We start from the raw sequence: 23059 nt of genomic DNA on the forward strand, positions 1-23059 counted from the left end.
CTTCATACGTTTTTCGTCAGGCGTTTACCGGGTCTTGATATTGCTGCTGGAAAGCCGCGAATACCGACTTGGGTGACGTCCCATAAAACTTTGAAAAGGCCGCGCTGAAATTGCTCGGATGCTTGTAGCCCACGTTATAGGCAACCTGTGCGACTTGACGGCCACTCTCCAGCAAGACCCGCGCCCGACGCATTCGCAGTTCCAGCAACATGCGATGCGGCGTGGTCTTGAACACAGCATGGAACCCCTCCTTCAGCCCTGATTCGCTTAACCCGGCGGCTGAACAAAGATAGGAGACGGTTAAGGGTTGATCGAGGTACTCCATCATCAAATCACGCACCCGCTGCACCTTCTGCATATCCGGCAGGCTGAGTGTGGTCGGGGCCATCCGATTGGCACTCGGCACCAGAAAATCCAGCTGTTCCGCCAGCAAACTCAAGGTATGGATATGAATATTCAGCACGTTGTGATCGTTGTGGGTGAGATGGCGCACCAACGCGTTGGCGTTCGCGGAGCTAGCACTCGAAGTCTTGCGCTGGGCCAGTTGGCACGGTTTCCCGGTCGCCAGTAATCTTCGCGCGTGCTCTTGTCCGACATACCGGCATAACGTCTTCTCCCCCACCAGCAGGCGCAACTGGTTCACCGTTGCGCCTGCTGCGAAGCTAAGGTGCTCAAGTGATCGCTGAAATACCGTCACGGTGGTGTATCCCGCTCGAAAGAATAGCGCAGGCCCACCCACTGCTTGATAAGCCAGGCTGCCTTGCATACCGAACGTGATGCCCAGCATGTCGAAGTCACCCGCTGGGCTGGCCTCCTCCACTAGATCAAGGACCGGGTGATAGCGATGGCGTATCAAAATCAAATCACGCTCCAGGCTGAACTGCTCTGAGCAGCAGTCACCAAGCTCTTCAGGGAGCTGTTGCCGTACCCCACCGGAGACGAGACGGCTGATACGCCGTGGATGGTTCACCGCCACCCGATAGGGTTGCGGTGTAAGTGAATACGCTGCAACGTCAGTACCGGTTTTACAAGACATGGGCGTTGAGCCGATTTGCCACAAAAATGGACATGCGCGCACGCGCAAGAAGGAGAGGACGAACGTACATAGGCAACTTCCATGTTCGATGGAGCAGGCACAGTCGACTGGCCGGCAACTGTTTTGTGTGCAGGCGTCAGTCAATTCAGGAGGTAGCGGCTATGCAGTGCGCGGGGATGCGCGAGGGTTCAGGCGGGGCCAAGCATGATGCGGATGGGTTTTATCGGGTTCAACCCATGGCGGTGGCAAAGCACACAGGCAAAAACGCAGTAACCAACTGAGACAGAACATCACAGCGACGTTGAGGCCAATGGTCGAGCACAAGGGACAATTGAATGGAATTTCCGGATGCGCCTGGGACGACTCGCCGCTGTTGAGTTCCACTACATTTTCGGGCGTGCTGACGCTTGCACAGAACAGCGGTTTACCCAGCGCGAGATCAAGACCTACGCTGCTGGCGTGCCTCAAGGCACAGGTAAAGGCGCCCAGCAAAATGCAAGCGATCAACATCGTAGCGATTAGTGAACGGTTGGTTTGAGCCACGGCCATGGTCGTGACTCTAGCACTCGATTTGCCGACGGGAAATCAGCGTTCGAAAACCCTGGAGGCCAGGATATTTAATGCATATTGACGAAGCTTAGAATTAAGCCGAAAGGCTGCGCAGTCCAGCAACTATCTTTAGCGCAAAACACTCTCGACTGCTGTCTCAGCGCCATTGCAATATAGCCAACATCAGGTAGGTAGCAAGTAGCAGTGGCCAGACCAAAATAGAACTGATCATCAGTCGAAACCAAGATGATGCTGATTGAAAACCAATGCCGTGGATGAAGCCTGCGCATATCCCCCACATAAAAAAGCCCCCGTGACCGAATGGGGCGCGGGGCAAAAATTTGGTTGGATGCGGCCAACCAAAGGAGCTCTATTGGTTACTTGCTGGCGACTGTCTCTGGGGACCAGCCGCCACCCAAGGCTTTGTAGATGGCAACGATGCCGCGGTACAGGTCGACTTCGGCCTGGGCCTGGGAGTCTTCAGCCGCCAGGCGTTCGCGCTGGGCGTCGAGCAGCACTAGGAAGTCCACCGTGCCTTCGCGGTAGCGAATGTCGGCCAGGTCGGCGGCGGCGCGGCTGATTCGCTTTGGCGAATCAACGAGATCAGCCGTTGCTGGCGTTTGCCGTAGTCGCTGAAGGCGTTTTCTGACTCTTCCAGGGCCAGCAGCACTTGCTGTTCGTAGGTCGCCAGGGCGCCATCCGCTTCAGCATCGGCGCCGCGCAAGCGGGCCCGCACACTCCCCAGGTCAAACGCAGCCCAGGTGATGCTCGGGCCCAGCGCCCAGGCGTTGGCTGCCGAGGAACCGATCTGCGAACCGCGCCCAGCGGTAAAGCCGAGGAAGCCGCTGAGGCTGACCCGAGGGAACAGGTCGGCCTTGGCCACGCCGATGCGCGCGGTGGCGGCGGCCAGTTTGCGTTCGGCGTTGAGAATGTCCGGGCGGCGTTGCAGCAGTTCGCCCGGGTCACCAATCGGCAAGGCCTTGGCAATTGCAGGCAACTGCGCCGGGCTCAGGTCCACCGTGAGTTTGTCCGGGCGTTCGCCGAGCAGGGTGGCAATGCGGTTGCGCTGGCGTGCCTGTTCGGCTTGCAGTTGCGGCACGCTGGCTTCAACCGAGGCCAGGCGCGCATCGGCGCGGACCACGTCGAGCTGATCGCCGACCCCGGCATCACACAGGCTTTCGGTGATCTTGCGTGACTCCTGCTGGTTGTTCAGGTTGGCCAGGGCGATTTTTTCCCGCAGTTGGGCGCCGCGCAGTTGGCCGTAGGCGTCCACCAGTTCGGCAATCAGGCTGACTTGCAGTTGGTAGAGGTCGGCCTCGGCAGCCTGCTGGTCGGCATCGCTGGCTTCCAGGTTGCGCTGGATACGCCCAAACAGGTCCAGCTCCCAGGCCATGTCCAGGCCCAGGTCGTAACGCTCACTTTTCACGCGCCGGGTGGTTTGCCCAGGGATCTGGCCCTTGGCCTGGTCACTGCTGGCGCGGCTGGTGATGGTGGGCATGGCGTCATTGCTGGCGTCATCGCGAATCGCCCGTGCCGACCGCAGCCGGGCAAAGGCTACCCGCAATTCGCGGTTGCCTTGCAACGACTGGGTCACCAGTTGGTTGAGGATCGGGTCCTCGAATTGCTGCCACCAGATGCCTTCAAAGCGTGCCCGGTCAAAGTTCTTTTGCCCGGCGGCGCCATCGGTGGCGGCCGTGATATGGGCCGCCTCGGTGTTCGGGGCCTGGTAGTCAGGGCCCACGGCGCAGGCACTGAGTGCCAGCACCAGCAGGCTCGGAAGGAAGACTTTCAGGCTCATGGTTGCGCCTCCAGTTGCAGGGCACGGGCGGCTTTGCGGGCTTCGCTGCGTTCCACATAGTTACGGATCAGGACGTAGAACACAGGCGTCAGCAGCAGGCCGAAGAAGGTGACCCCGAGCATCCCGGAGAACACCGCCACACCCATGGCGTGACGCATTTCCGCACCGGCACCGCTGGAGAACACCAAGGGCACCACACCCATGATGAAGGCGAACGAGGTCATCAGGATCGGTCGCAGACGCAGGCGGCAGGCTTCCAGCACCGCAGCCAGCGGGTCGAGGCCTTCCTCTTGTTTGTCCTTGGCAAACTCGACGATCAGAATCGCGTTCTTACACGCCAGGCCCACCAGTACGATCAAGCCGATCTGGGTGAAGATGTTGTTGTCACCCCCCGACAGGATCACCCCGGTAATGGCCGACAGCAGGGTCATCGGCACGATCAGGATCACCGCCAGTGGCAGGCTCCAGCTTTCGTACTGGGCGGCCAGCACCAGGAACGCCAGCAATACGCAGAGCGGGAACACGAACAGCGCGGTATTGCCCGAGAGAATCTGCTGGTAGGTCAGGTCGGTCCACTCGTAGGTCATGCCGTTGGGCAGTTCCTCCTTGAGCAGTTTCTCGATGGCTTTTTCGGCCTGGCCAGAGCTGTAGCCGGGCGCGGCGGCGCCGTTGATTTCAGCGGTGATAAAGCCGTTGTAGTGCATCACGCGGTCCGGGCCCGAGGTGTCGCTGACTTTGATAAAGGTCGCCAGCGGGATCATTTCGCCTTTGTTGTTGCGCACTTTGAGCTGGCCGATCTGGTCCGGTTCAAGGCGGAACTGCTGCTCGGCCTGGACGTTGACCTGATAGGTGCGACCGAAGCGGTTGAAGTCGTTGGCATACAGCGAACCCAGGTAGATCTGTAGGGTGTCGAAGATGTCGCTGACGGCCACGCCGTGGGTCTTGGCTTTTTCGCGGTCGATGGCGGCATCGACCTGAGGCACGTTCACGGTGTAGCTGGTGAACAGCCCGGCCAGTTCCGGCACGCTGCGGCTTTTGTTGATGATGTTCATGGTTTCTTTGTACAGCTCGTCATAACCCAGGTTGCCCCGGTCTTCGATCTGCAAGCGAAACCCACCAATGGTGCCCAGGCCCTGTACTGGCGGCGGCGGGAAGATCGCCATGTAGGCTTCCTGGATTTCGCCGAATTTGCCGTTCAGCGCACCGGCAATTGCGCCGGCGGACATGCTTGGGTCTTTACGCTCGTCGAACGGCTTCAAGGTGACAAATATCACGCCGTTGTTCGTGCTGTTGGTGAAGCCGTTGATCGACAGGCCTGGGAGCGCCGCGGTGCTTTCCACTCCCGGCTGTTTCAAGGCAATGTCGGACATGCGTTTGATCACGTCTTCGGTACGGTCCAGGCTCGCCGCATCCGGCAGTTGAGCGAAGGCCACCAGGTATTGCTTGTCCTGGCCAGGTACGAAACCGGTCGGAGTGTTGGAAAAACCAAAGAAGGTCAGGACCATCAGCCCCGCGTACAGCACCAAGGCAATACCGCTGCTGCGGATTACACGGGTTACGGTGCCGACGTAGCCATGGCTGGCTTTCTCGAAGAAGCGATTGAACGGACGGAATAACCAGCCACCAAACAGTGTGTCCAAGACCTTGGAGAAACGGTCTTTGGGCGCGTCGTGGCTCTTCAACAGCACGGCAGCCAGGGCCGGCGACAGGGTCAGGGAGTTGAACGCCGAGATCACGGTCGAAATGGCGATGGTCAAGGCGAACTGTTTGTAAAACTGCCCGGTCAAGCCGCTTATAAAGGCCGCTGGAATGAACACCGCACACAGCACCAGTGCCGTGGCAATGATCGGACCAGTGACTTCGCTCATGGCCTTTTGAGTGGCCGGGAGGGGCTCCAGGCCCAGCTCAATGTTGCGCTCAACGTTCTCCACTACGACGATGGCGTCATCCACCACGATGCCGATGGCCAGTACCAAGCCAAACAGCGACAGGGCATTAAGCGAAAAACCGAACAGGTGCATCACGGCGAAGGTACCGATCAGCGAGACCGGCACGGCCACCAGCGGAATGATCGAGGCCCGCCAGGTTTGCAGGAACAGGATCACCACCAGGACCACTAGAATCAAGGCTTCGAACAGAGTGTGTACCACCGCCTCGATAGAGCCACGCACGAAGACGGTCGGGTCGTAGGCGATGGCGAAATCCATACCTTGCGGGAAGTTCTTCTTCAGCTCGGCCATCTTCTCGCGCACGTCGTTGGAGATCTGGATCGCATTCGAACCAGGGCGCTGGAAGATCGGCAATCCCACGGCCGGATTGTTATTGAGCAAAGACCGCAGAGCGTATTGGTTGGATCCCAGCTCCACCCGCGCGATATCCTTCAGTCGTGTGATTTCGCCGTTATCGCCGGAACGAATGATGACATTCTCGAACTCTTCTTCAGTGACCAGGCGGCCCTGGGTGTTCACCGACAACTGGAAGGCAGTCGCATTCGGGGCTGGTTGTGCGCCCAAGGCACCAGCGGCTACTTGACGGTTCTGCTCGCGAATGGCGGTCACCACATCGGTAGCGGTCAGGTTGCGCGACGCGATCTTGTTCGGGTCCAGCCAGACGCGCAGGGAGTAGTCGCCCATGCCGAACAACTGCACATCACCCACACCGCTAAGGCGGGCCAACTCATCCTTGATGTTGAGAATCGCGTAGTTGGACAGGTAGAGCATGTCGTAGCGTTTGTCCGGCGAGGTCAAGTGCACCACCATGGTCAGGTTCGGGGAGGCCTTGTCCACAGTGATCCCGATGCGACTCACTTCCTCAGGCAGTTTCGGCTGGGTCCGTGTTACACGGTTTTGTACCTGCACCTGAGCGTTGTCCAGGTCGGTGCCCAAAGCGAAGGTGATGGTCAGGGTCAGCTTGCCGTCGGCGGTCGACTGCGAGGACATATACAGCATGTTCTCAACGCCGGTGATGGCCTGCTCCAGCGGCGCGGCCACGGTTTCACCGATGACTTTGGGGTTGGCCCCCGGGAAGTTGGCACGCACCACCACGGTCGGCGGCACCACTTCCGGGTATTCGCTGATCGGCAGTTGGAACAGCGAGATCGCACCCGCGATCAAAATCAGCAGCGAAAGCACCGCGGCGAAGATCGGCCGTGAAATGAAGAATTGGGAAAAATTCATCGGAGTTGTCGTCCCTTAACCGCGTGGTGTCGCAGCGCTGGTCAGTTTCACTGCCGTACCAGGCGCGCTTTTGGCGGGCGTGACTTGAGGCAGGTTGCTGGCTTCCAGTGCTTGTCGTTGTTGCGCCAGAGCGGCGAGGGTTTCTTTGCTGGCCATGGGGATGACTTCAGGCGTGACCGGCGAGCCTGGACGCACCCGCTGCAAGCCCTTGACGATGATGGTGTCGTCCTTGTTCAGGCCACTGCGCACGATGCGCAAACCTTCAATCTTCGGCCCCAACTCGACGGTGCGGTACATGGAATTGTTGTCGGCATCCATCACCAAGACGAACTTCTTGCCCAGGTCGGTGCCCACGGCTTCATCGTTGATCAGCAAGGCAGAGTAGGTGCCGCTGCCCACCAACTTCAGGCGCGCATAGAGGCCTGGGGTGTAGGTGCCGTCGCTGTTGTCGAACACCGCGCGGCCGCGGATGGTGCCGGTTTTCGGGTTGACCTGGTTGTCGACAAAGTTCATCTGGCCCAGGTGCGGGTTGCCGTCTTCATTGGACAGGCCCAGGTACACCGGGGTAGTGGCGCCGCGTTGGCCTTGGCGCGCGAGCTGGGTGTACTTGAGGAACACACGTTCGTCGGCATCGAAGTAGGCATAGATCTTGTCGGTGGAAACCACGCTGGTCAGGGCCGTGATATCGGCGGTGACCAAGTTGCCGGCGGTGATTTGCGCACGGCTGACGCGGCCACTGATAGGCGAGGTGACGCGGGTGAAGCTCAGGTTGAGTTTGGCCAGGTCCAGTTGCGCCTGGACCGCGCCAACGGCGGCGCGGGCTTCCTGGGACGCACTGGTGCGCGAGTCAGCCAGTTCGGCGGAGATCGCGTTGCTGGCACGCAAACGCTCACCGCGCTGGGCTTCGTTTTCACTGCGGGTGGCGTTGGCCCGGCCTTGGGCGACCAAGGCTTCAAGGCGGCGCACTTCAGCCTGGAATGGACGCGGGTCGATCTGGAACAACACATCGCCCTTTTTCACCAGGGCGCCTTCGGTGAAGGCCACCTGATCGATCTGGCCGGAAACCCGCGGGCGGATTTCAACGGTTTCTGGGGCTTCCAGTCGCCCGGTGAATTCGTCCCATTCGTTGACCGGCTGCTCCAGCACCTTAGCCACACTGACTTTGGCGGCCGGCATGCTGGCGGTGGTTTCCGGGGCTTTACCGCAAGCGCTCATCACCAACACAGCCAAGGCCGCGAGTGGATACCGCAAGAGTTTGAGTGACTGGTCCATGGTTCATTAGCCCTGTAATTGTATCAATTGAAAATAATCATCCATGGACTCTTTTCGCCTCAAACCCCATGACGCTTTTCATGAAGCACGACATATAGCAAACTCCGAACTCGTCAAAAATAAAAAAGCAAAGACGGTACCTTACGACTAAACATTTTTAGTCATTCCCCACAGCCAGTAACTAATGCGACAAGCAAAGCATCAACTTACGAAAACACTGTAACTGAACGCTCAGACTAAAAAGAGACAAAACGTTGACGTTTTCAGCCAAATTTATCAGCGCCCTCACCCACTGTTGCTAAGAAACAGCCGAACACGCCTACTGAGCCCATATAATTTATTATCTACCCCGATGTCAGCCTGCTTGATTTAGCTGGCGCTTTGGACGTATTTATCTCCGTCGTTTATCTAGTGCCCCTTGATCAGAAACCTTATTCGGTTTCCATCCAAGCATTAACGAAAACCAATGATACGCTCTCAAATTTTTCAGCGAGAAACGCTAATATTGCTCGGTAGTTCCGGCGTACATAATCTTTGCAAATATCAAAATCTTTTAACACTTTGTAACCCATACAGATAAATCCACCCAATTAGCTTAAGTATGCACTGGCATATTTTCCCTTGCCGCTGCCGCTGCCGGAAAGCTGGATGGCCGAGAAGTTACTACTATTGATCAGCCCATGATGAACTCGAAAAAACTCCTTCCGTAAAGGTCAGCCGCAGGCCTATATTTAATTATGATGAAAATGTATGGGCATCTGCAGGCATCACGTCAGGAATTGATTTAGCACTGGCGTTAGTAGAAAAGGATCGAGGCCACTCTGCTGCATTTGAGATTGCGCGTCATCTAATAGTATTCCTAAAGCGTCCCAGAGATGAAAATCAATTCAGCTCATCATTAACACTGCAGGAGCAAAAAATAGCCAATTTTCAGAATTTACGCTTGGATAAATAACAACCTCAATACTGACCTGCAAGCTCCTGCGCTGGCAAATTTCATAAATCTGAGCAACCGGATTCCCACTAGAAAACACAGCAACAACATCGAACACACTCCAAGCAAAATAAATAAATTAAAGATTATTAGGAGCCTCATAAAAAGTTTTCTCTTACGCCTAAAAAATATCGTAATAGTTCTAAATCAAGCTAAAATAAACCTGATGCTAGCGAATTCTTAAACCCCAAAAAAATTTAACTAATTCTAACACCCAAAAACAAAAAGACACTCTATCTTTCCAGTGGCCTCACGCATAAGCGCCGATAGGTCTCGCTGACTTTACGGTACTGAGAAATGCTCATTGAGATTGAATCTCGAATTTCTCCGTCTACGAAAAAAGAGTGCCAAGCCAAAGGCACCCAATACGCGCCCCTATTAACAGTAGCCCGAACTCTCCCCTGAGTATCTTCCAGATCTTCTTTTAGCAACTACGAAGAAATAATTGCTGTATCAGTTACCCTTTCAAGATTTAGAGACGCGACCAAACGTGGGTCGCAGAAGACTAATACAGTTTCGCCGGCAGCACCGACCTACAGGTGAACATCTACGCTCACCTGGAGTTTTTACTGAATAAGTCTCCAGCCTTGTATCACGCCCAGCAATTCGGCCTTTTTCAGTACCCTCATCGTATGAAAGTAGCGAACCAATGAGTGACAAGCTGTCACACCCCAGATATGAAAATAGTCAACCTCGAATCCCGCCGCCTTAGATCTGAACCGCCGTCAGTCATTCAGGAAATATTAGCTGCTGGATGAGTCCCTAAAAGGTTTCCTCACTATTAGACGTCTTGATCGCCTAGTATGCGTCGAGAGCTTTCGCCTAATACCCGCCAATAACTTCGGCATCTGCAGCCTCACCAAACGGTGGAACGATTCGTATATCAAACTCTTCCGGCGTCAAGCTGTCAGTAGCCGCTGAGCGAAAACGGACGTAGTAAGACCGTTATGACGACAGAAAACTGATCTAAGGATGCTCCGATCAAATTGCCGTGCGGCGGCGGCAAGTCGAAATACCCTCGGCACGCAGCGCTATTTGCTGAAAAGTGCATGATGCATGGTGTATTGAAGACCTTTTCGCCCGGTCTTCCGTGTTAAGCGCGAAACTCGCCCATACCCATCAGTTGTTTTCGAGCCATCCATAGGTTTGACAGAGCGAACAGAGTGGTCAACTGAGCCGTGTTTTTTATCAGCCCACGAAAGCGCACCTTCACGTAACCAAACTGCCGCTTAATCACACGAAACGGATGCTCGACCTTGGCTCGTGTCTGAGCTTTGCAGTACTCGATCTTGCGTTTGGCCTTGTACAGCAGGCTGCGTTTATTCAACTTGGAATAGGTGCTGCGGCGAGCCGCGATTTGCCAGATCACTTTACGATTTTCATGCTCTTCACGTTTCTCTACACCCATGTATCCAGCGTCCGCATACGCCGCGTTTTCTTCGCCATGCAGCAGTTCGGCGACCTGCGTGACATCAGCCACATTAGCGGCGGAGCCATGGACGTGATGAACCAATCCTGACTCTGCATCGGCGCCAATATGAGCCTTGATGCCAAAGAAATACTGGTTAACTTTCTTGGTCTGATGCATCTCGGGATCGCACTTCCCATCCTTGTTCTTGGTCGAACTGGGGGCATGAATAATGGTGGCATCGACAATTGTGCCCTGGCGCAGCGACAGACCTTTTTCCTGCAAATAACCGTTGATGACTGCCAGGATCGTAGGCGCCAATTTGTGCTTCTCCAGCAAGTGCCGGAAGTTCATGATCTTGGTGTCTTCCGGGATCAGGGCGCTCAAGGTCAGACGTGCGAACTGGCGCATGGGCGGCTCGGATCAGGTTGTCGGACGTATTTCAGCACATTTGAAGACTTGTTCGGAGAATCCTTAAGAGATAGAACGAACAAACAGTAACCAACCGCCGAATAGGTAAGAAAATCTCGTCTGTCCATCCAGCGTTCCTTTCGCGACTGAGGGTTCACGGGCTCATCGAAGCCGGTCTTCATATTAGAAACTAGAACAACGAGGGTTGGCCGGGTGACCATAATGCGCCATATTTTCTGCACAATCCTGCCGATGCACTTGTGCTGGTCACGCACTCTAAGCAGACTTGAACATTCAGTAAATAGGAGCGCATGTGATGACGAGCGGTTCCTTCTCGCAGTTCGGTTTCGGCCATCTACATTCCATGACCTTGAGCGAACCCGCTCAGCCCAACGAACGCCTCCAGGCACTCAGACGGCTTATCGAAAAAGTCACCATGCAGATTGGTTTGAACGAGGTCTGCAAAACATCGATTCAAGACCTGACCTTTTATCGAATGGCCGAGCTAGGTACGCCCACGTACTGCATTTATGAGCCTTGCGTAGCCATCATTCTGCAGGGCGCGAAGGAGATCACTTTCGGCGAAGAGGTCTGTGAGTTCGGGCAGGGGGCGCTCTTCGTCACATCAGTTGATATTCCGACACTGGCTCGCGTTACCGCGGCTAACGAGCAAACCCCTTATTTAGCAGTTGTGTTGAAGCTCGATCTTTCGATGCTCAATGAGGTGATCCAGACCCAAGCACCGCCAAAGCAAGAAATGACATCTGAAGCGCGAGGGTTCGCAGCCGGAATAGCGTCAGGCGAGATGCTCGACGCGTTCGCTCGACTCGCCACGCTGATCGAACGGCCGCTTGAAGCAGGGCTGATGTCGGACCTTATCAAACGGGAAATATGTGTTCGGCTGCTGCTCAGTGGGGCGGGCCATTGGTTACGCGGCGTCACTCGTGATGGTTACCGAGACAAGGCCATCGTGAGAGCCATTGAATGGTTAAAGCATCACTATGACAAGCCGCTGCACGTGGCCGAGCTCGCCGAACTATCGGGCATGGCCAGCTCTACTCTGCATCACAATTTTCGCAAGCTGACTGGCACCAGCCCGGTTCAATATCAAAAATCATTACGGCTGCAAGCCGCGCGCAGCCTGATGTTGATCGAGCGGGTAGACGTGAACACCGCCGCGTTGCGAGTCGGCTATGAAAGCGTCGCTCAATTCAGCCGCGAATATACCCGGCGATTCGGAGCCCCACCCTCGAAAGACATCAAGCACGCACGGAAAAATAGTGGGCGGCTCGACTAGACGCGCCACGCGTTGGTTAAACCGCGCAGCTCCAAAGTGACTGATCAACTCAATCCGAACGGAAAATACTTGCTCAGCATCTGGGAAATAACGGACAGCAACCGCACGGAAGCCTAGGTCACTTCAGTAGATCTTTAGACAGTACCTAGCGGGTCTGCCCTTTTATAGGAGGCTACCTCTATGTACGGACCTAATCCCCATAGCTCTGCTGAAAAGCTGTTCTACAGCCCCATCGAAGCGGCTATACGTTGGTGTGGCTTGGTGAATTACGAAGCTAGCATTCTCGAGTTGACGTGGAATTACCCTGAGCGCCTCATCTCGGCTTTCCCGCAATGGCCCTGTTTATACAAGAACTTAGAGAAAATTCTGGATGCCGTACGAAACCTGGAGTTGCGTTATGGGTTGCTCGGCATCGCCGTTTCACCCGGTACACCTGTCGATCTCAAACTGCTAACCATCCGGCACTCGGATCTAAAGTCGTGGATGTTTCATCACTATCCAGATGAGCGTCCCTCTTTTCTTTTTCACGAAATCACACCTGACCAAGAATCGATACGCTACGGCACATATTTGATTTTGCTAGCTGATAGGGACGCCCTACAGGTGCAGCTAAAATCTACCGAGACAAAGCTCCAGGAGCTCATGGCAGAACTGGCAGCTGCTGGATTGGAGCGAGAAAATCTTCGCTCGCTTGCCGACTCGGCAAAAGAGATCAGCGGACAGAGTAAAGCCGGCTTTCTCAACGTTATTGGAGCACTAGTCAATACCATGCTTGGCTCTTCTGAAAGCGGAAGACGTCATTCGATCTTTGATAGCCAAGATCTATTGTCGATTCTATAACCGCGCACTACGGCGATGTTCCAGGGCTGAGTAAGCGTTCGTTGGATGAAAAATTTGCGGCTGGCCGACGTAGTCTTACCCAAGCTAGGCGGTAAGGATTGCACTGCAATAACGTCAATTGCATTGCAATGACTAATCTCATTTTCAGGTATTGAATCCAGGTCACTTCCCACCAAATGCCAACTGGCGCTAGGAGTGACCACCATGTCCAATCAATCCTCACCCATCGCTGAAATGTCTCAACCACAGATCGAACGCCACATCATGCGGCGCGACGAGGTAGAACGAAAAACCGGCTTCAAGCGCGCGCACATTTACAACCTGATGAAGGAAGGGAAATTCCCTCAAGCCAAGCGCATTGGATTGCGTGCAGTGGGCTGGGACTCACTGGAGATCGAGCGATGGGTCACCGAGCGCTTGGCGCAGCTGGGCTGATGCCATGCGCGTGTTATCGGTGATTTCCACCAAAGGTGGGGTAGGCAAGACCACAGTGACCGCCAACCTCGGCGGTCTTGTCGCGGATGCTGGCCTGCGTGTCCTGCTACTGGATCTGGATAGCCAACCCACCCTCTCCAGCTATTACACGTTGAGCCATGAGGCTGTCGCTGGCGCGTACGAGCTTATTGCACTCAACCTGACAGACTCTGAGCAGGTAATTTCCAAAACTACGGTTGTCGGTCTCGACCTGATCCTCTCCAACGATGATCACGGCCGACTGAGTACCTTGCTGCTGCACGCCCCTGACGGGCGATTGCGTCTACACAATCTGTTGGAAGCCTTTCGTACCAGTTATGACCTGCTTTTGATCGACACCCAAGGCGCACGTAGCGTGCTACTGGAGATGGCCATCCTGGCCTCCGATCTCGCCCTCTCTCCCATCACGCCGGAAATGCTCGCCGCCCGCGAACTGCGCCGCGGCACCTTGAATCTGCTGAGTGAGCTTGAACCGTTCCGCCACCTGGGCATTCCACCGCCCCCGTTGCGATTGCTACTGAACCAGGTGAATAGCATCCGGATTGACACGCGCATGATCATCCGTGGCCTGCGCGAGACCTTCGCTGAGGCTACCAACATCTCGGTTCTAGACACCGTAGTTCCAGACCGAGTGGCGTATCTCAATGCCGCTTCCCTCGGCCTACCGGTCCACCGAATCGAGACGCGCCAGTCACGCGAACGACGCTCGCCATCCGCGCTGGAAACCATGCAAACGCTGGCCATCGAGTTGTTTCCGGAATGGCGCGAAGCGATCTCTACTGTCAGCAAGCGCCCGGAGGATCAATGAGACGAATCCCCCAGCCGGCATTTCTCACCCAGTCATTGGGTTTGATTCACCTTGAGGCCAACAGCGGTTGGCGAGGAGTTTTTTGATGTTGGATCAACTGCCCATTATCGTTCCACCCTCCATTCGACCACCCCACCCACCTTGCGAAGAGTACTGCACCGTGGTCTTTCGCCTGCAGGGTGGGCGCTCGGACATGGGGTGGTTCCTCGCAGAGGTTTCCCGACACTTCGAAAGTTCGGGAACTGCCGAGATCATCAAGTTCGAGGTCGGCGACCATTTGCACAACCGGCGTAACTGAGGTTGCTCAGATGAAGAAGCTCAGTCAGGAGGAAATGACCGACAAGCTGTACCAAGACCACTTCCCTCGAGGTCCAGAACTGGAGCGGTTGTCCGATCCAGTCATGGATACGCCTATGCTGATTACCCTGGAGCAGTTGCGGCCCTACGAGCACAACCCGCGTTTCATCCGGAATCCGCTTTATGAGGATATCAAGGCCTCGATCCGTGAACGTGGGCTGGATCAACCACCGCCGATTACCCGTCGCCCGGGTGAAACCTATTTCATCATCCGCAATGGAGGTAACACGCGTTTGACGATTCTCGGCGAACTGTGGCAGGAAACCCGCGACGAGCGCTTCTTTCGCATTCATTGCCTGTTCCGCCCCTGGACCAATGAAATCACTGCCCTGCTCGGCCATCTGGCAGAAAGCGATCTGCACGGCCAACTCACCTTCATCGAACGTGCGCTCGCCGTGGCTAAACTCAAAACGATGCTCGAAGCAGAAGGAGTTGTGCTCTCACAACGAGAACTGGCACGACGTCTTGTTGCTGGAGGCTATCCGATTTCTCAGCCGCACATCAGCCGGATGCTGGACACCCTCGAACACTTACTGCCCGCGATTCCACAAATCCTGTATGCAGGATTGGGTAAGCCCCAGATCGAACGCCTGATCGCTTTACGTAGCCAGGCCGAACGAACCTGGAACCGCTATCCAACCGACCTCCTTGTATTCGCCGAGTTTTGGCTTGATACCCTGGGCGACTTTGATGCCGAACCCGAGTCCTTAGATCTTGAGCAGCTTCAGGATGAACTGCTTGAACGCATGAGCCGCTTGCTCGGACAGTCCTCCCGTATGTTGGCCCTGGAGCTGAGCGATACCCAACGAGTCATCTCGACGCCTGGCTTTGAGAACAGCCATCCGCCAAGCGTTGATGAAGCCCCGGCAGGCTCCCCTTCCTCCGAGCCACGCCCCCAATCAACAGAGACCAAAACCCAAGCTGAAACTTCGCAGGAGGAACTGCTCACTGCACCCGAAACGGATGCCGTATCAGCAATCAGCCCTCCGTCACGCATTCAACAGATTCGCGAACAGATCGACCGCGAGACAGCCACCGAAGCAGCATCGCTCATCGAAGCCTGCACGACTGACGACATCTGGGGCATTGCACCAGCACTGGATAGCCCCGAACAACTGCGCTTAGCCATCGCCAAACTGGCGCGGGAAATGGCGGCCTATGCCGGGTATCCAGAGAGCATCATCGATCAGCCGCTTGGCCTGGGCTTCGCTCTGGACATCGAACGGCTTGATCTCGCCGCGCCAAGAGCGACAGGCGTTCACCTAATGCTCCTGGCTCTGTTGCGCGCTCAAGACGACGTGAACTGGGAGGATCGCAAGCAACTACCCTCAGCCCTGTTCGGACAACTGTTGCTGGGGGTTTACCAAGTCCCCCTGCTAGACCGTCCAGTCATCGATGTAGGTCTCGAACGATTGCCCGACAGTTTGTTAATCAAACTGTATCGTCTCATCCGTTTGGCCCGCCGCTTGATCGACTTAACGCTTGCCCATGAAAACAACTCACAGGAGATGCTGCCATGAGCCTGTCCTTCAATGTCCTCAACCAAGCCATGCTGACCCAGGTGCTGTATGAGCTGCGCCTGGGTAATCTGCAACGCTGCAAGGCACTTGGACTGAGTGAGGACGACATCTATCTGTTGCAATCCTTACCGCCCACCACGCTGTCGCACCTGGCCCATGCCACTGTGTCTTGGGTCGAGATCAAGGTTGACTCGCCGGTGCTGCATCGGTTGATAGAGCACGCCGAACGTGATGAGCAGAACGAGCGAATGATCAATCGAGCGCTCAAACTGGGCGCCAGCAGCACCATCATGTATCAGTGCTTTGGCTTGGCGCATTCGGAAACCGCCTTGCGTCGACGTCTACTCAAGATAGAAACCCGCAAGGGTCGACCTCATAACTTGAGTGAAGCCCAGGAACATGCACTCTGGCAGCGTTGGTGCCAACTGCGGGCTCAGGACAGTACCGAGGATCAGCTCGACGCCATGATGATGCTGGCCGAAGAACAACAGATCAGCTTGACCATCGTGTGGCAGCAAGTTGACCAGTACAGTGACGGTACATGAACAACGCCCCTTCCTCTCGCTGGCAACGTGTCCTGCAGCAATGCACTCAGCAACTGAGTGAGCGTTGGCCAGTACGCACCGCCACTGAACATCCCTCCAACCAGGCGCTACAAGCAGGCTTTCTGTTCAGCGGCCAGTCACACGAAGTCGTGCCGCGTCGGTTGCTTTTGGATAATCGGCTGACGCCGCTGGAACGTAATGCCTGGCAAGTGTTTCGACTGATGCTCCAAGGCCAAGGCATGGTCACGCCACGCTACGAAGATTTACAGCCTTACCTGTCGAGCGTGCCCTACAGCGCGTCAACCTCCCGTGAAACCATTGCTCGGGTGTTGATGATGCTCAGGTTGACGCGTTGGCTCAGTTTGGTGAGTCGCGGACGCGATCAGCTCAGCGGACGTCTCCAAGGTTCTCTGTACGTTCTGCACGATGAGCCGTTAACCCCCGCCGAGGCAATGGAACTGGATCAGGATTACCTGGAGCTGGTCGGACATGCTCTCGGTCATGCGACCAAGGCCGTGCGCATTGTTGCTCAGCACGCTGTAGAGGAAATCCGTCGGGACACGAATATTGATCGAGATCGGTTACCGACGCGGATCGACGGTTGGGGCGAACATTGGACACAGCAAGGATTGGATCAGGCAACGCATACCGCGCTGCGCGATTCCGAACTGGGGGAAGATCACAGCGTTCGGAATCGTGCAGGCCCTCGTTCGGAGTCCGAACCGGGACTGAACGCCAGTGTTTCCGGCACCGTCCGGAATCCGAACGCCTCCGGTACTGTATTAAAAGAAAGTATTTGTACTGTACCGCGCGCGACCCCAGCGGAGGATAACCTGCAATGGCCCGCGGCGCTGCACCTGAGCCCAAGCGAGCGTCAGGCCGTAGCCGTTGCGCTGAACAAGCTCAAACCTGCGGATCGGCAGGCGGTGCTCAACGAAGCGGGGGCACGCTGTACAGCAGGAAATGTCCGCAAGCCAGCGGCCTATCTGATGGGACTGATCCAGCGGGCGCTGAAAGGAGACTTTCATCCTTGGGCAGGTCAGGCCGAACCGGCATCCATTGCAGAATCACCCTCACCTCCCCCCTCGCGACCATCTCGGCAACAGGGCGAACCCGCTTCTGCCGTTGCCCAAGCCTGTCTGAATGAATTGCGCCAACTGCGCGGCAAGCGCGGTGGCAGTCAGTAGATTTGATGCCAGTGGCATCAAAACCATGGAGTTCCAATCGACGAACACGTCGGACCAAACTATGAAATTTTTAGGGAACAATAAGGGCATCCTTCCCATGAGCATAGGCATCAGTAATTAGCCCTCGTTCACCAAACCGAACAGACCGCATTCAGCTTTTTGGCTGCCCCTAACTCTCTTCTGTCGCAACGTTCCAGTCCAAGCTTTTGCGAGGACAACACCGTGGCCGATCACTACCAACTCAACCTGGGCTCGTTGCGCAGCAGCATCAGCCTGACCCTGCACACGCACCACGCCGCCCGAATCTGGCAAGGCCGGACTGCACGCGAAGGCGCTCACTCAATCATGGGGATGGCGGGCTACATCAGTGTCACCAACCTAATCAAACAAACTGCCGCCCAGGACGACCCCTATGCCGATTGGGCCATCGTACAGCTCGAAGAAAAACTGACGCAGGCCAAGAACGGCATGCTGGAACTGAGCCAGCAGTTGAATCGAATCAGGCAGGACCTGCGACCCAGATCGATATGAGTGACAACCTCAACATCCACCCCGTCACCTTGCCGCTGTACATCGGCAGTCAGTTGGGGTTTCTCGCGGTCTATCTGCTGACCGACTACGACACCCTGGTGCGCCGGACCCTATTGGCCCATCACACCGCGTTGATCGGTCGCAGGGACATGGAGGCCTGGATCGACGACGGTGCTCACTTGCTGCGCAGCTTGTTCGGCCAGGCGCAGCGTTATCGAAATGCCGGCGTCACCCGCGATGACATGGCGGCCAACAACGCCCGCGCCCTGGCGGCTATCGAGAAATTTGGATTCCCCCCCACGGACATCCTTGAAGGACATCACCGCTCCCAGTTTGCGCCGCCGATCATTCGCCAGGGGGCGGTAACGGTAGATGCCCCTAACGACTCAGCCGAAGACCAGGGAGAGTCCTTTGTAACAGTGGGAGTACCGGAGGACGATGCATGAATCCCCTGCTCCCAGTTCAACCCATAGCTTTCGAAGTGCTGACACAGAATACCTATCGACAACTCGAACACGCTGCCTCCCTAAAAGGCCTTTTAAGGCCCTTTAAGGGTAAGGGGGAGTTGGAGTACCTGGCGCAAGTTGCGAAGGAGATCGAGGCGCAGTTACGTCATCTGATGGAGGTTTCCGTGCAGCAGGCAGCACAGCCCCCCGTCTCACTGCTGAACATTCGATTGGTGCTGCAGAACACTGGCGCGGGCAGCAGCTTTTTGCGTTGGCGCACCCGTGATTTTACCCGCATGGGGGTTACGGTCTGGGAGCGCCAAGTCTCCCACAAAGCCCTGTCGCAGGCCGTACGCGAGAGATTGCAGCGCATCGAATACGACCGCATTGCTCTGAACTTACAGATGAGTGTGGTGCATTCACTTTACCGCCAGGCCACGACCTGCGCGATCAAAATGGGCAGTGCCGAGCAGCTACTGCGCCAGTTCAAAACAGCAGTGGAGGTATGACAATGAGCACTTTTTTTTGTCGGCGAAGGCAACATCGGCAGTGCGCCAGAATTCCAGGAGTTTGCCTCAGGCAATGACGAGCCTCGACGCTTGTTGAGGCTGAATGTGTACTTCGACAACCCAGTACCGCGTGATGGTAGTTATGAAGACCGAGGGGGTTATTGGGCGCCGGTCGAGCTCTGGCACCGGGACGCCGAACACTGGAGCACGCTGTACCAGAAAGGTATGCGAGTGCTGGTCGAAGGCCGCACGGTGCGGGATGAGTGGGAGGACAGTGAAGAAAACACAAGGGTGACCTTCAAGATCGAAGCGCGCCGAGTTGGAATCCTGCCTCACCGGGTGCTCAGCACGGTCATGAAGGAGCGCCCTGCTAAACAAATAAGTGCCGAAAAAGCCGATGACCAAGGCACAGCCTGACGCAATTTCGGCATAAAAAATGCCGCCTTTCGTGAGCCTTCAGGACGGTGGTCACTTACCTTTCGTGATGATCCGTCCTGCCTCCCAAGCAACAACGTGGAGAACAAACAGCTCATTGCTTTTTTAGCCGATGCCGAAACGAAAATACCCCCTGTTTAGAGACCTTAGGTTCCGACGCAACCTCGCCAGCGAAAGCGCACTTGAACGCTGCCTGAAGGACGCTCCAAGTAACCGTTTCAGTACCCAAAGACATCACTCAGCCTCGGTCAGTGCACCATCAGTGGTAACAGAACTCCCTCTAACTCGGTTAGGGGCCGCCCGACCTCTCGGGCCAAGGCAACGCCCGTCGCCATCCAGATTTTCCCCAGTTCATTGAAGGCCTGCAGGTGGGCTGGATGTTCGTTGAGCCAATGGACAAGGCTGTTGAAGTGCTCAGGATTTTCAGGGAAATCATGGATGCTGATGAACAACTCCATTGTCCTGTCCCAAATCTCATCTGTGCCGTATTTGCTCTTCTCTTCCATACGCAGCGTTTCCTCTGATTCGCCTAATCAACTCATCCATTCTCACTGACCATCCCGACCACTAAATCCTAGGGGAATTGAAGCAGCGTCGCGGTGAATGGCTATTTCAGTCATGATAACAACCCAATGAGTTGAGACTCAACCTTAAGGGATGTTCATGTCAACGAGTCTTTGCTCAACCATTCGGGTTGAACTGGAGAACTCAACCCTTGGCACATAAACATCCAACTCAAGTCCAAATCGGACGCATGATCGCGAAGCACCGAACCGAGCGTAATCTGACTCAAGAAGAGGTTGCGGAGCGGATGGGAATCGGCAGTGAAGCCATATCGCGACTGGAGCGGGGAGTGGTGGAGTTGTCCGTAATCAAACTGATGCAACTGGCGGAGATTTTCGACTGCCGAATGGACGAGTTGCTCACCGAGTCAAGCAATCGCCCCATCGATCAAGCCAACATGATCTCCGGCCTGTTGAGTGACCTGAAAGAAAGTGACCGTGCCTTTATCCTGGCGACCGTCGAGCAATTGGCCACTCATCTCGGCAGCAAGTAACCGTTTTCACTCCCATTTGATCCAGAGAGTGCTACTGGCATTCTCTACCTTGACGTCGCCCCGCCTTCCTTGCTGTAGTGCACCTGGATCATCGCCAACGGCGGCCCAAGACCGACTCGCTCCGGGTAGCTCGGTCGGACTCCCTGAGTTCGGAGCCCTCTCCTCTAGAGAGTTTTATTCCTATTTGTGCTCGACCGGGTCGAGGTGGCGGATGACCACTGTTGCCTCTAACAGGTAATAGCGGTCATCCGCTGCGGCGACCGCCTTCAGTCCCGGCGCCCACCGGGGAAACACTGGGCACCCTTTGTGCGCGGATGCGTGCCAGCAGCTTTCGATCCAGGCCACGACAAGGGTCGGTTGGTGACTCATGGCGCAGTTAAACCAAGTTTTACGAGGCACTTGTCGACGGCGTCTGACCACCAAAGGTGGCTGTTATCTTCCTCGCCTGGCTCACCGCCAGGCCCACTCTTCACTTTCTTCTGTCCAACAACTGCCAGTGTATTCTGGCCATAAAAAATCGAGTTACAGCGCCTTGACGCCCCCCTGTGACGGGCATATACAAAGAACATGGTTCGCTGTCGTTGACAGCCCAGCCCAGGTAGCTTGAACCTTCAAGGCTACGCCACTTATGTGGTGGTTTACCCCAAGTACGATCAGCGTTCGGAGGCTCGTACGATTGCTGCTTCGGCGGTGATGAATGCCCACTACTCCAGACCTTCGGATCCCCCGCAGACGCTCCTCTGCTGCGCTGCTATTCCCTAGATGTATCACGCTGATCATTACCGGCTTACCGGTGGTGAATAGTTCACTGCGCGTCTTCACCTTACCCAACCTGACGGGGGCTCACTTCCCCGCCAGGGACCGTGCGTCACCGTTTTCCCTTCAAACAGGAGAACCACCATGGCCCACGCTAACCAATCCCCAGAAGCGACCACTTACTTCAACCTGCACACCGTCGGCATCGGCTACCTCAACCGCGTTCGCGAGGTACAAGTGCGCCGCGGCCAACCCTTCATGGCATGTGATATCTCAGCCCTACACGGCGCTTCCAACGCCGTGGAATACACCCGCTTCGATTGCAAAGTCGCTGGGGGTGAAGCTGAACGCTTGATCCGACTCTACAAGGACGCCGTCAATGCCGAGAAAAAGGTCTTGCTGTCATTCCGTATCGGCGACCTGTGGATCGATCCCTTTCTCTACGAGAAAGGCGATAAACAAGGTCAACCGGGCGCCGGCCTGAAGGGCCGTTTGCTGTTCATCGACTGGATCAAGGTCAACGGCACCTTCGAATACAAAGCGCCAGCCAGGCAGGAGGCAACAGTACCTGCTGAGCCGGCGCCCAACAGTGAGTCCTCCTCATCGTCGGCCAACGCCGACGCTGAGGAGATCGAAACGCCAACACAGACTCGACTCGAGTCCGTCTCCCCACCCATTGCAGGCACAACTTGCGGTGACGCTACACGTACCGTTCAGTCCGCCTGAACAGTTCACGATGTTCCTCAGCAAGGCGCTCCTTAGAGCGCCTTTTTCAATCGACACAGGGGGCCCCTCATGGAATCCTTCTGGCTTTGCGACGACTGCCTGTTCGGTGCCGCTTACGAGGATTACAGCACGTTATCGCTCTATCACTCGGAACATGAAATCGAGCAGCGCATTGCCGCGATACATCATGGCCTGATGCAGTTAATGCCCATCAGCGCCGACTTCGACTTAAACGCAGGCTGGGGCATAAAAGCCTTTTCCTCATCACCCTGCGATAGCTGCGGCTCATTACTACACGGCCAACGCCACCGTTTCACTCGCCTGTAAACAGAATGTCATCGGCTAACACACACGACGCCACATCCACCCTTGGGGGTACTACTCCCATCAGGGCGTGTACCCCTGACTTTCTCCCTCAGAGGTACCGCCATGAGCCCCTCATTCGCACAGATTGAGACCTCGGATTTCGAAGCTGATCGCATTGCCCTAGAAAATGGACTGATCGACGAAGCGCTACATATTTTGGATCGTCGATTGTTTGCCCGAGGCCCTGACCTAACGTCACCTGACACGGTCGCTGCTTATCTAAAACTGCAACTGGCGCCGCAGGAACATGAAGTGTTCGCGGTGATTTTCCTCGATGCCAAACACCGCGTCTCGGCGTTCGAAGTCCTCTTTCACGGCAGCATTGATAGCACCAGTGTTTACCCCCGCCAAGTCGTTAAACGCTCCCTGGTTCATAACGCCGCGGCCGCCATTCTTGTTCACAACCACCCTTCCGGTTGTACGGAACCTAGCCTGGCAGATCGTGCTTTAACCGCACGGCTGAAAGACTCCTTGGCCTTGGTCGAAGTGCGGGTGCTGGATCACTTCATCGTAGGCAAAGGTCGTCCGTTCTCCCTGGCCGAACATGGCTTGCTTTAACCC

The 23059-nt window shown here is 55.9% G+C and carries 19 protein-coding genes and 4 pseudogenes; 15 read left to right on the forward strand and 8 right to left on the reverse strand.

The genetic code is table 11. The annotated features are described in order from the left end of the window. Positions 1–16: 16 nt before the first annotated feature. The 7 genes and pseudogenes from M1B34_RS10235 to M1B34_RS10255 all read right to left on the reverse strand — a co-directional run. Complete coding sequence (locus M1B34_RS10235) at positions 17–1036, reverse strand: AraC family transcriptional regulator (protein ID WP_268265039.1); 1020 nt, start codon at positions 1034–1036, stop codon at positions 17–19. A 159-nt stretch (positions 1037–1195) separates the two neighbouring features. Further along, positions 1196–1585 (reverse strand): DUF2946 family protein, encoded by a 390-nt coding sequence (locus M1B34_RS34035; RefSeq protein ID WP_425273504.1) that lies wholly within the window; start codon positions 1583–1585, stop codon positions 1196–1198. 157 nt (positions 1586–1742) lie between these two features. Continuing rightward, a complete protein-coding gene (locus tag M1B34_RS34040; RefSeq protein WP_425273505.1) occupies positions 1743–1922 on the reverse strand; it encodes a cyd operon YbgE family protein in 180 nt (59 codons plus the stop codon). 40 nt (positions 1923–1962) lie between these two features. Then, a pseudogene (locus M1B34_RS10240) lies at positions 1963–3383 on the reverse strand (efflux transporter outer membrane subunit). Further along, on the reverse strand, positions 3380–6559 hold the full coding sequence (locus M1B34_RS10245; protein WP_268265040.1) for an efflux RND transporter permease subunit: 3180 nt from the start codon (positions 6557–6559) through the stop codon (positions 3380–3382). Before M1B34_RS10245 ends, M1B34_RS10240 begins: the two are co-directional and overlap by 4 nt. A 15-nt stretch (positions 6560–6574) precedes the next feature. Further along, on the reverse strand, positions 6575–7831 hold the full coding sequence (mexE, locus tag M1B34_RS10250; RefSeq protein ID WP_268265041.1) for a multidrug efflux RND transporter periplasmic adaptor subunit MexE: 1257 nt from the start codon (positions 7829–7831) through the stop codon (positions 6575–6577). Between the two features lie 2087 nt (positions 7832–9918). After that, positions 9919–10644, reverse strand: a pseudogene (locus M1B34_RS10255) (IS5 family transposase); the annotation flags it as partial. 316 nt (positions 10645–10960) lie between these two features. Between M1B34_RS10255 and M1B34_RS10260 the strand changes: the two are divergent. The 11 genes and pseudogenes from M1B34_RS10260 to M1B34_RS10310 all read left to right on the forward strand — a co-directional run. Beyond that, a complete protein-coding gene (locus M1B34_RS10260; RefSeq protein ID WP_268265042.1) occupies positions 10961–11941 on the forward strand; it encodes an AraC family transcriptional regulator in 981 nt (326 codons plus the stop codon). A 180-nt stretch (positions 11942–12121) separates the two neighbouring features. After that, the gene (locus tag M1B34_RS10265) at positions 12122–12781 is read left to right on the forward strand and encodes a hypothetical protein (protein ID WP_268265043.1); all 660 of its coding nucleotides are present in this window, start codon (positions 12122–12124) and stop codon (positions 12779–12781) included. Positions 12782–12985: 204 nt separating this feature from the next. Further along, positions 12986–13216, forward strand: a complete 231-nt coding sequence (locus tag M1B34_RS10270; protein WP_220224030.1) for an AlpA family phage regulatory protein — start codon at positions 12986–12988, stop codon at positions 13214–13216. A gap of 4 nt (positions 13217–13220) precedes the next feature. Further along, entirely contained in the window at positions 13221–14063 is an 843-nt protein-coding gene (locus tag M1B34_RS10275) for a ParA family protein (protein ID WP_268265044.1), read from the forward strand. An 85-nt stretch (positions 14064–14148) separates the two neighbouring features. After that, entirely contained in the window at positions 14149–14361 is a 213-nt protein-coding gene (locus tag M1B34_RS10280) for a hypothetical protein (RefSeq protein WP_268265045.1), read from the forward strand. Positions 14362–14371: 10 nt separating this feature from the next. Then, a complete protein-coding gene (locus M1B34_RS10285) occupies positions 14372–15940 on the forward strand; it encodes a ParB family protein (RefSeq protein WP_268265046.1) in 1569 nt (522 codons plus the stop codon). Next, positions 15937–16485 (forward strand): DUF2857 domain-containing protein, encoded by a 549-nt coding sequence (locus M1B34_RS10290; protein ID WP_268265047.1) that lies wholly within the window; start codon positions 15937–15939, stop codon positions 16483–16485. Before M1B34_RS10285 ends, M1B34_RS10290 begins: the two co-directional genes overlap by 4 nt. Then, positions 16482–17672 carry an STY4528 family pathogenicity island replication protein gene (locus M1B34_RS10295; RefSeq protein ID WP_268265048.1) on the forward strand — a complete coding sequence of 397 codons (1191 nt, stop codon included), beginning with the start codon at positions 16482–16484 and terminating at the stop codon, positions 17670–17672. The genes M1B34_RS10290 and M1B34_RS10295 overlap by 4 nt, the downstream gene beginning before the upstream one ends. Before the next feature lie 222 nt (positions 17673–17894). Next, positions 17895–18649: pseudogene (locus M1B34_RS10300) on the forward strand (PFL_4669 family integrating conjugative element protein). After that, on the forward strand, positions 18646–19158 hold the full coding sequence (locus tag M1B34_RS10305; RefSeq protein WP_268265049.1) for a DUF3158 family protein: 513 nt from the start codon (positions 18646–18648) through the stop codon (positions 19156–19158). The pseudogene M1B34_RS10300 and the gene M1B34_RS10305 overlap by 4 nt, the downstream one beginning before the upstream one ends. Before the next feature lie 12 nt (positions 19159–19170). Further along, positions 19171–19575 (forward strand): annotated as a pseudogene (locus M1B34_RS10310) (single-stranded DNA-binding protein); the annotation flags it as partial. Positions 19576–19841: 266 nt separating this feature from the next. Here M1B34_RS10310 and M1B34_RS10315 read toward each other — a convergent pair. Further along, positions 19842–20099, reverse strand: a complete 258-nt coding sequence (locus M1B34_RS10315; protein WP_268265050.1) for a hypothetical protein — start codon at positions 20097–20099, stop codon at positions 19842–19844. 209 nt (positions 20100–20308) lie between these two features. Between M1B34_RS10315 and M1B34_RS10320 the strand changes: the two genes are divergently transcribed. The 4 genes from M1B34_RS10320 (at position 20309) to radC (ending at position 23056) form a co-directional block, all read left to right on the forward strand. Further along, positions 20309–20650, forward strand: coding sequence for a helix-turn-helix domain-containing protein (locus M1B34_RS10320; protein ID WP_191958665.1), 342 nt, complete (start codon positions 20309–20311; stop codon positions 20648–20650). Between the two features lie 900 nt (positions 20651–21550). Beyond that, the gene (locus M1B34_RS10325; protein WP_268265051.1) at positions 21551–22132 is read left to right on the forward strand and encodes an STY4534 family ICE replication protein; all 582 of its coding nucleotides are present in this window, start codon (positions 21551–21553) and stop codon (positions 22130–22132) included. Positions 22133–22201: 69 nt separating this feature from the next. Further along, on the forward strand, positions 22202–22459 hold the full coding sequence (locus M1B34_RS10330) for a hypothetical protein (RefSeq protein ID WP_268265052.1): 258 nt from the start codon (positions 22202–22204) through the stop codon (positions 22457–22459). Between the two features lie 102 nt (positions 22460–22561). Then, a complete protein-coding gene (gene radC, locus M1B34_RS10335) occupies positions 22562–23056 on the forward strand; it encodes a RadC family protein (RefSeq protein ID WP_268265053.1) in 495 nt (164 codons plus the stop codon). Positions 23057–23059: the final 3 nt, after the last annotated feature.

Origin of the sequence: Pseudomonas morbosilactucae (assembly GCF_023241715.1) — a bacterium.
Taxonomy (GTDB): domain Bacteria; phylum Pseudomonadota; class Gammaproteobacteria; order Pseudomonadales; family Pseudomonadaceae; genus Aquipseudomonas; species Aquipseudomonas morbosilactucae.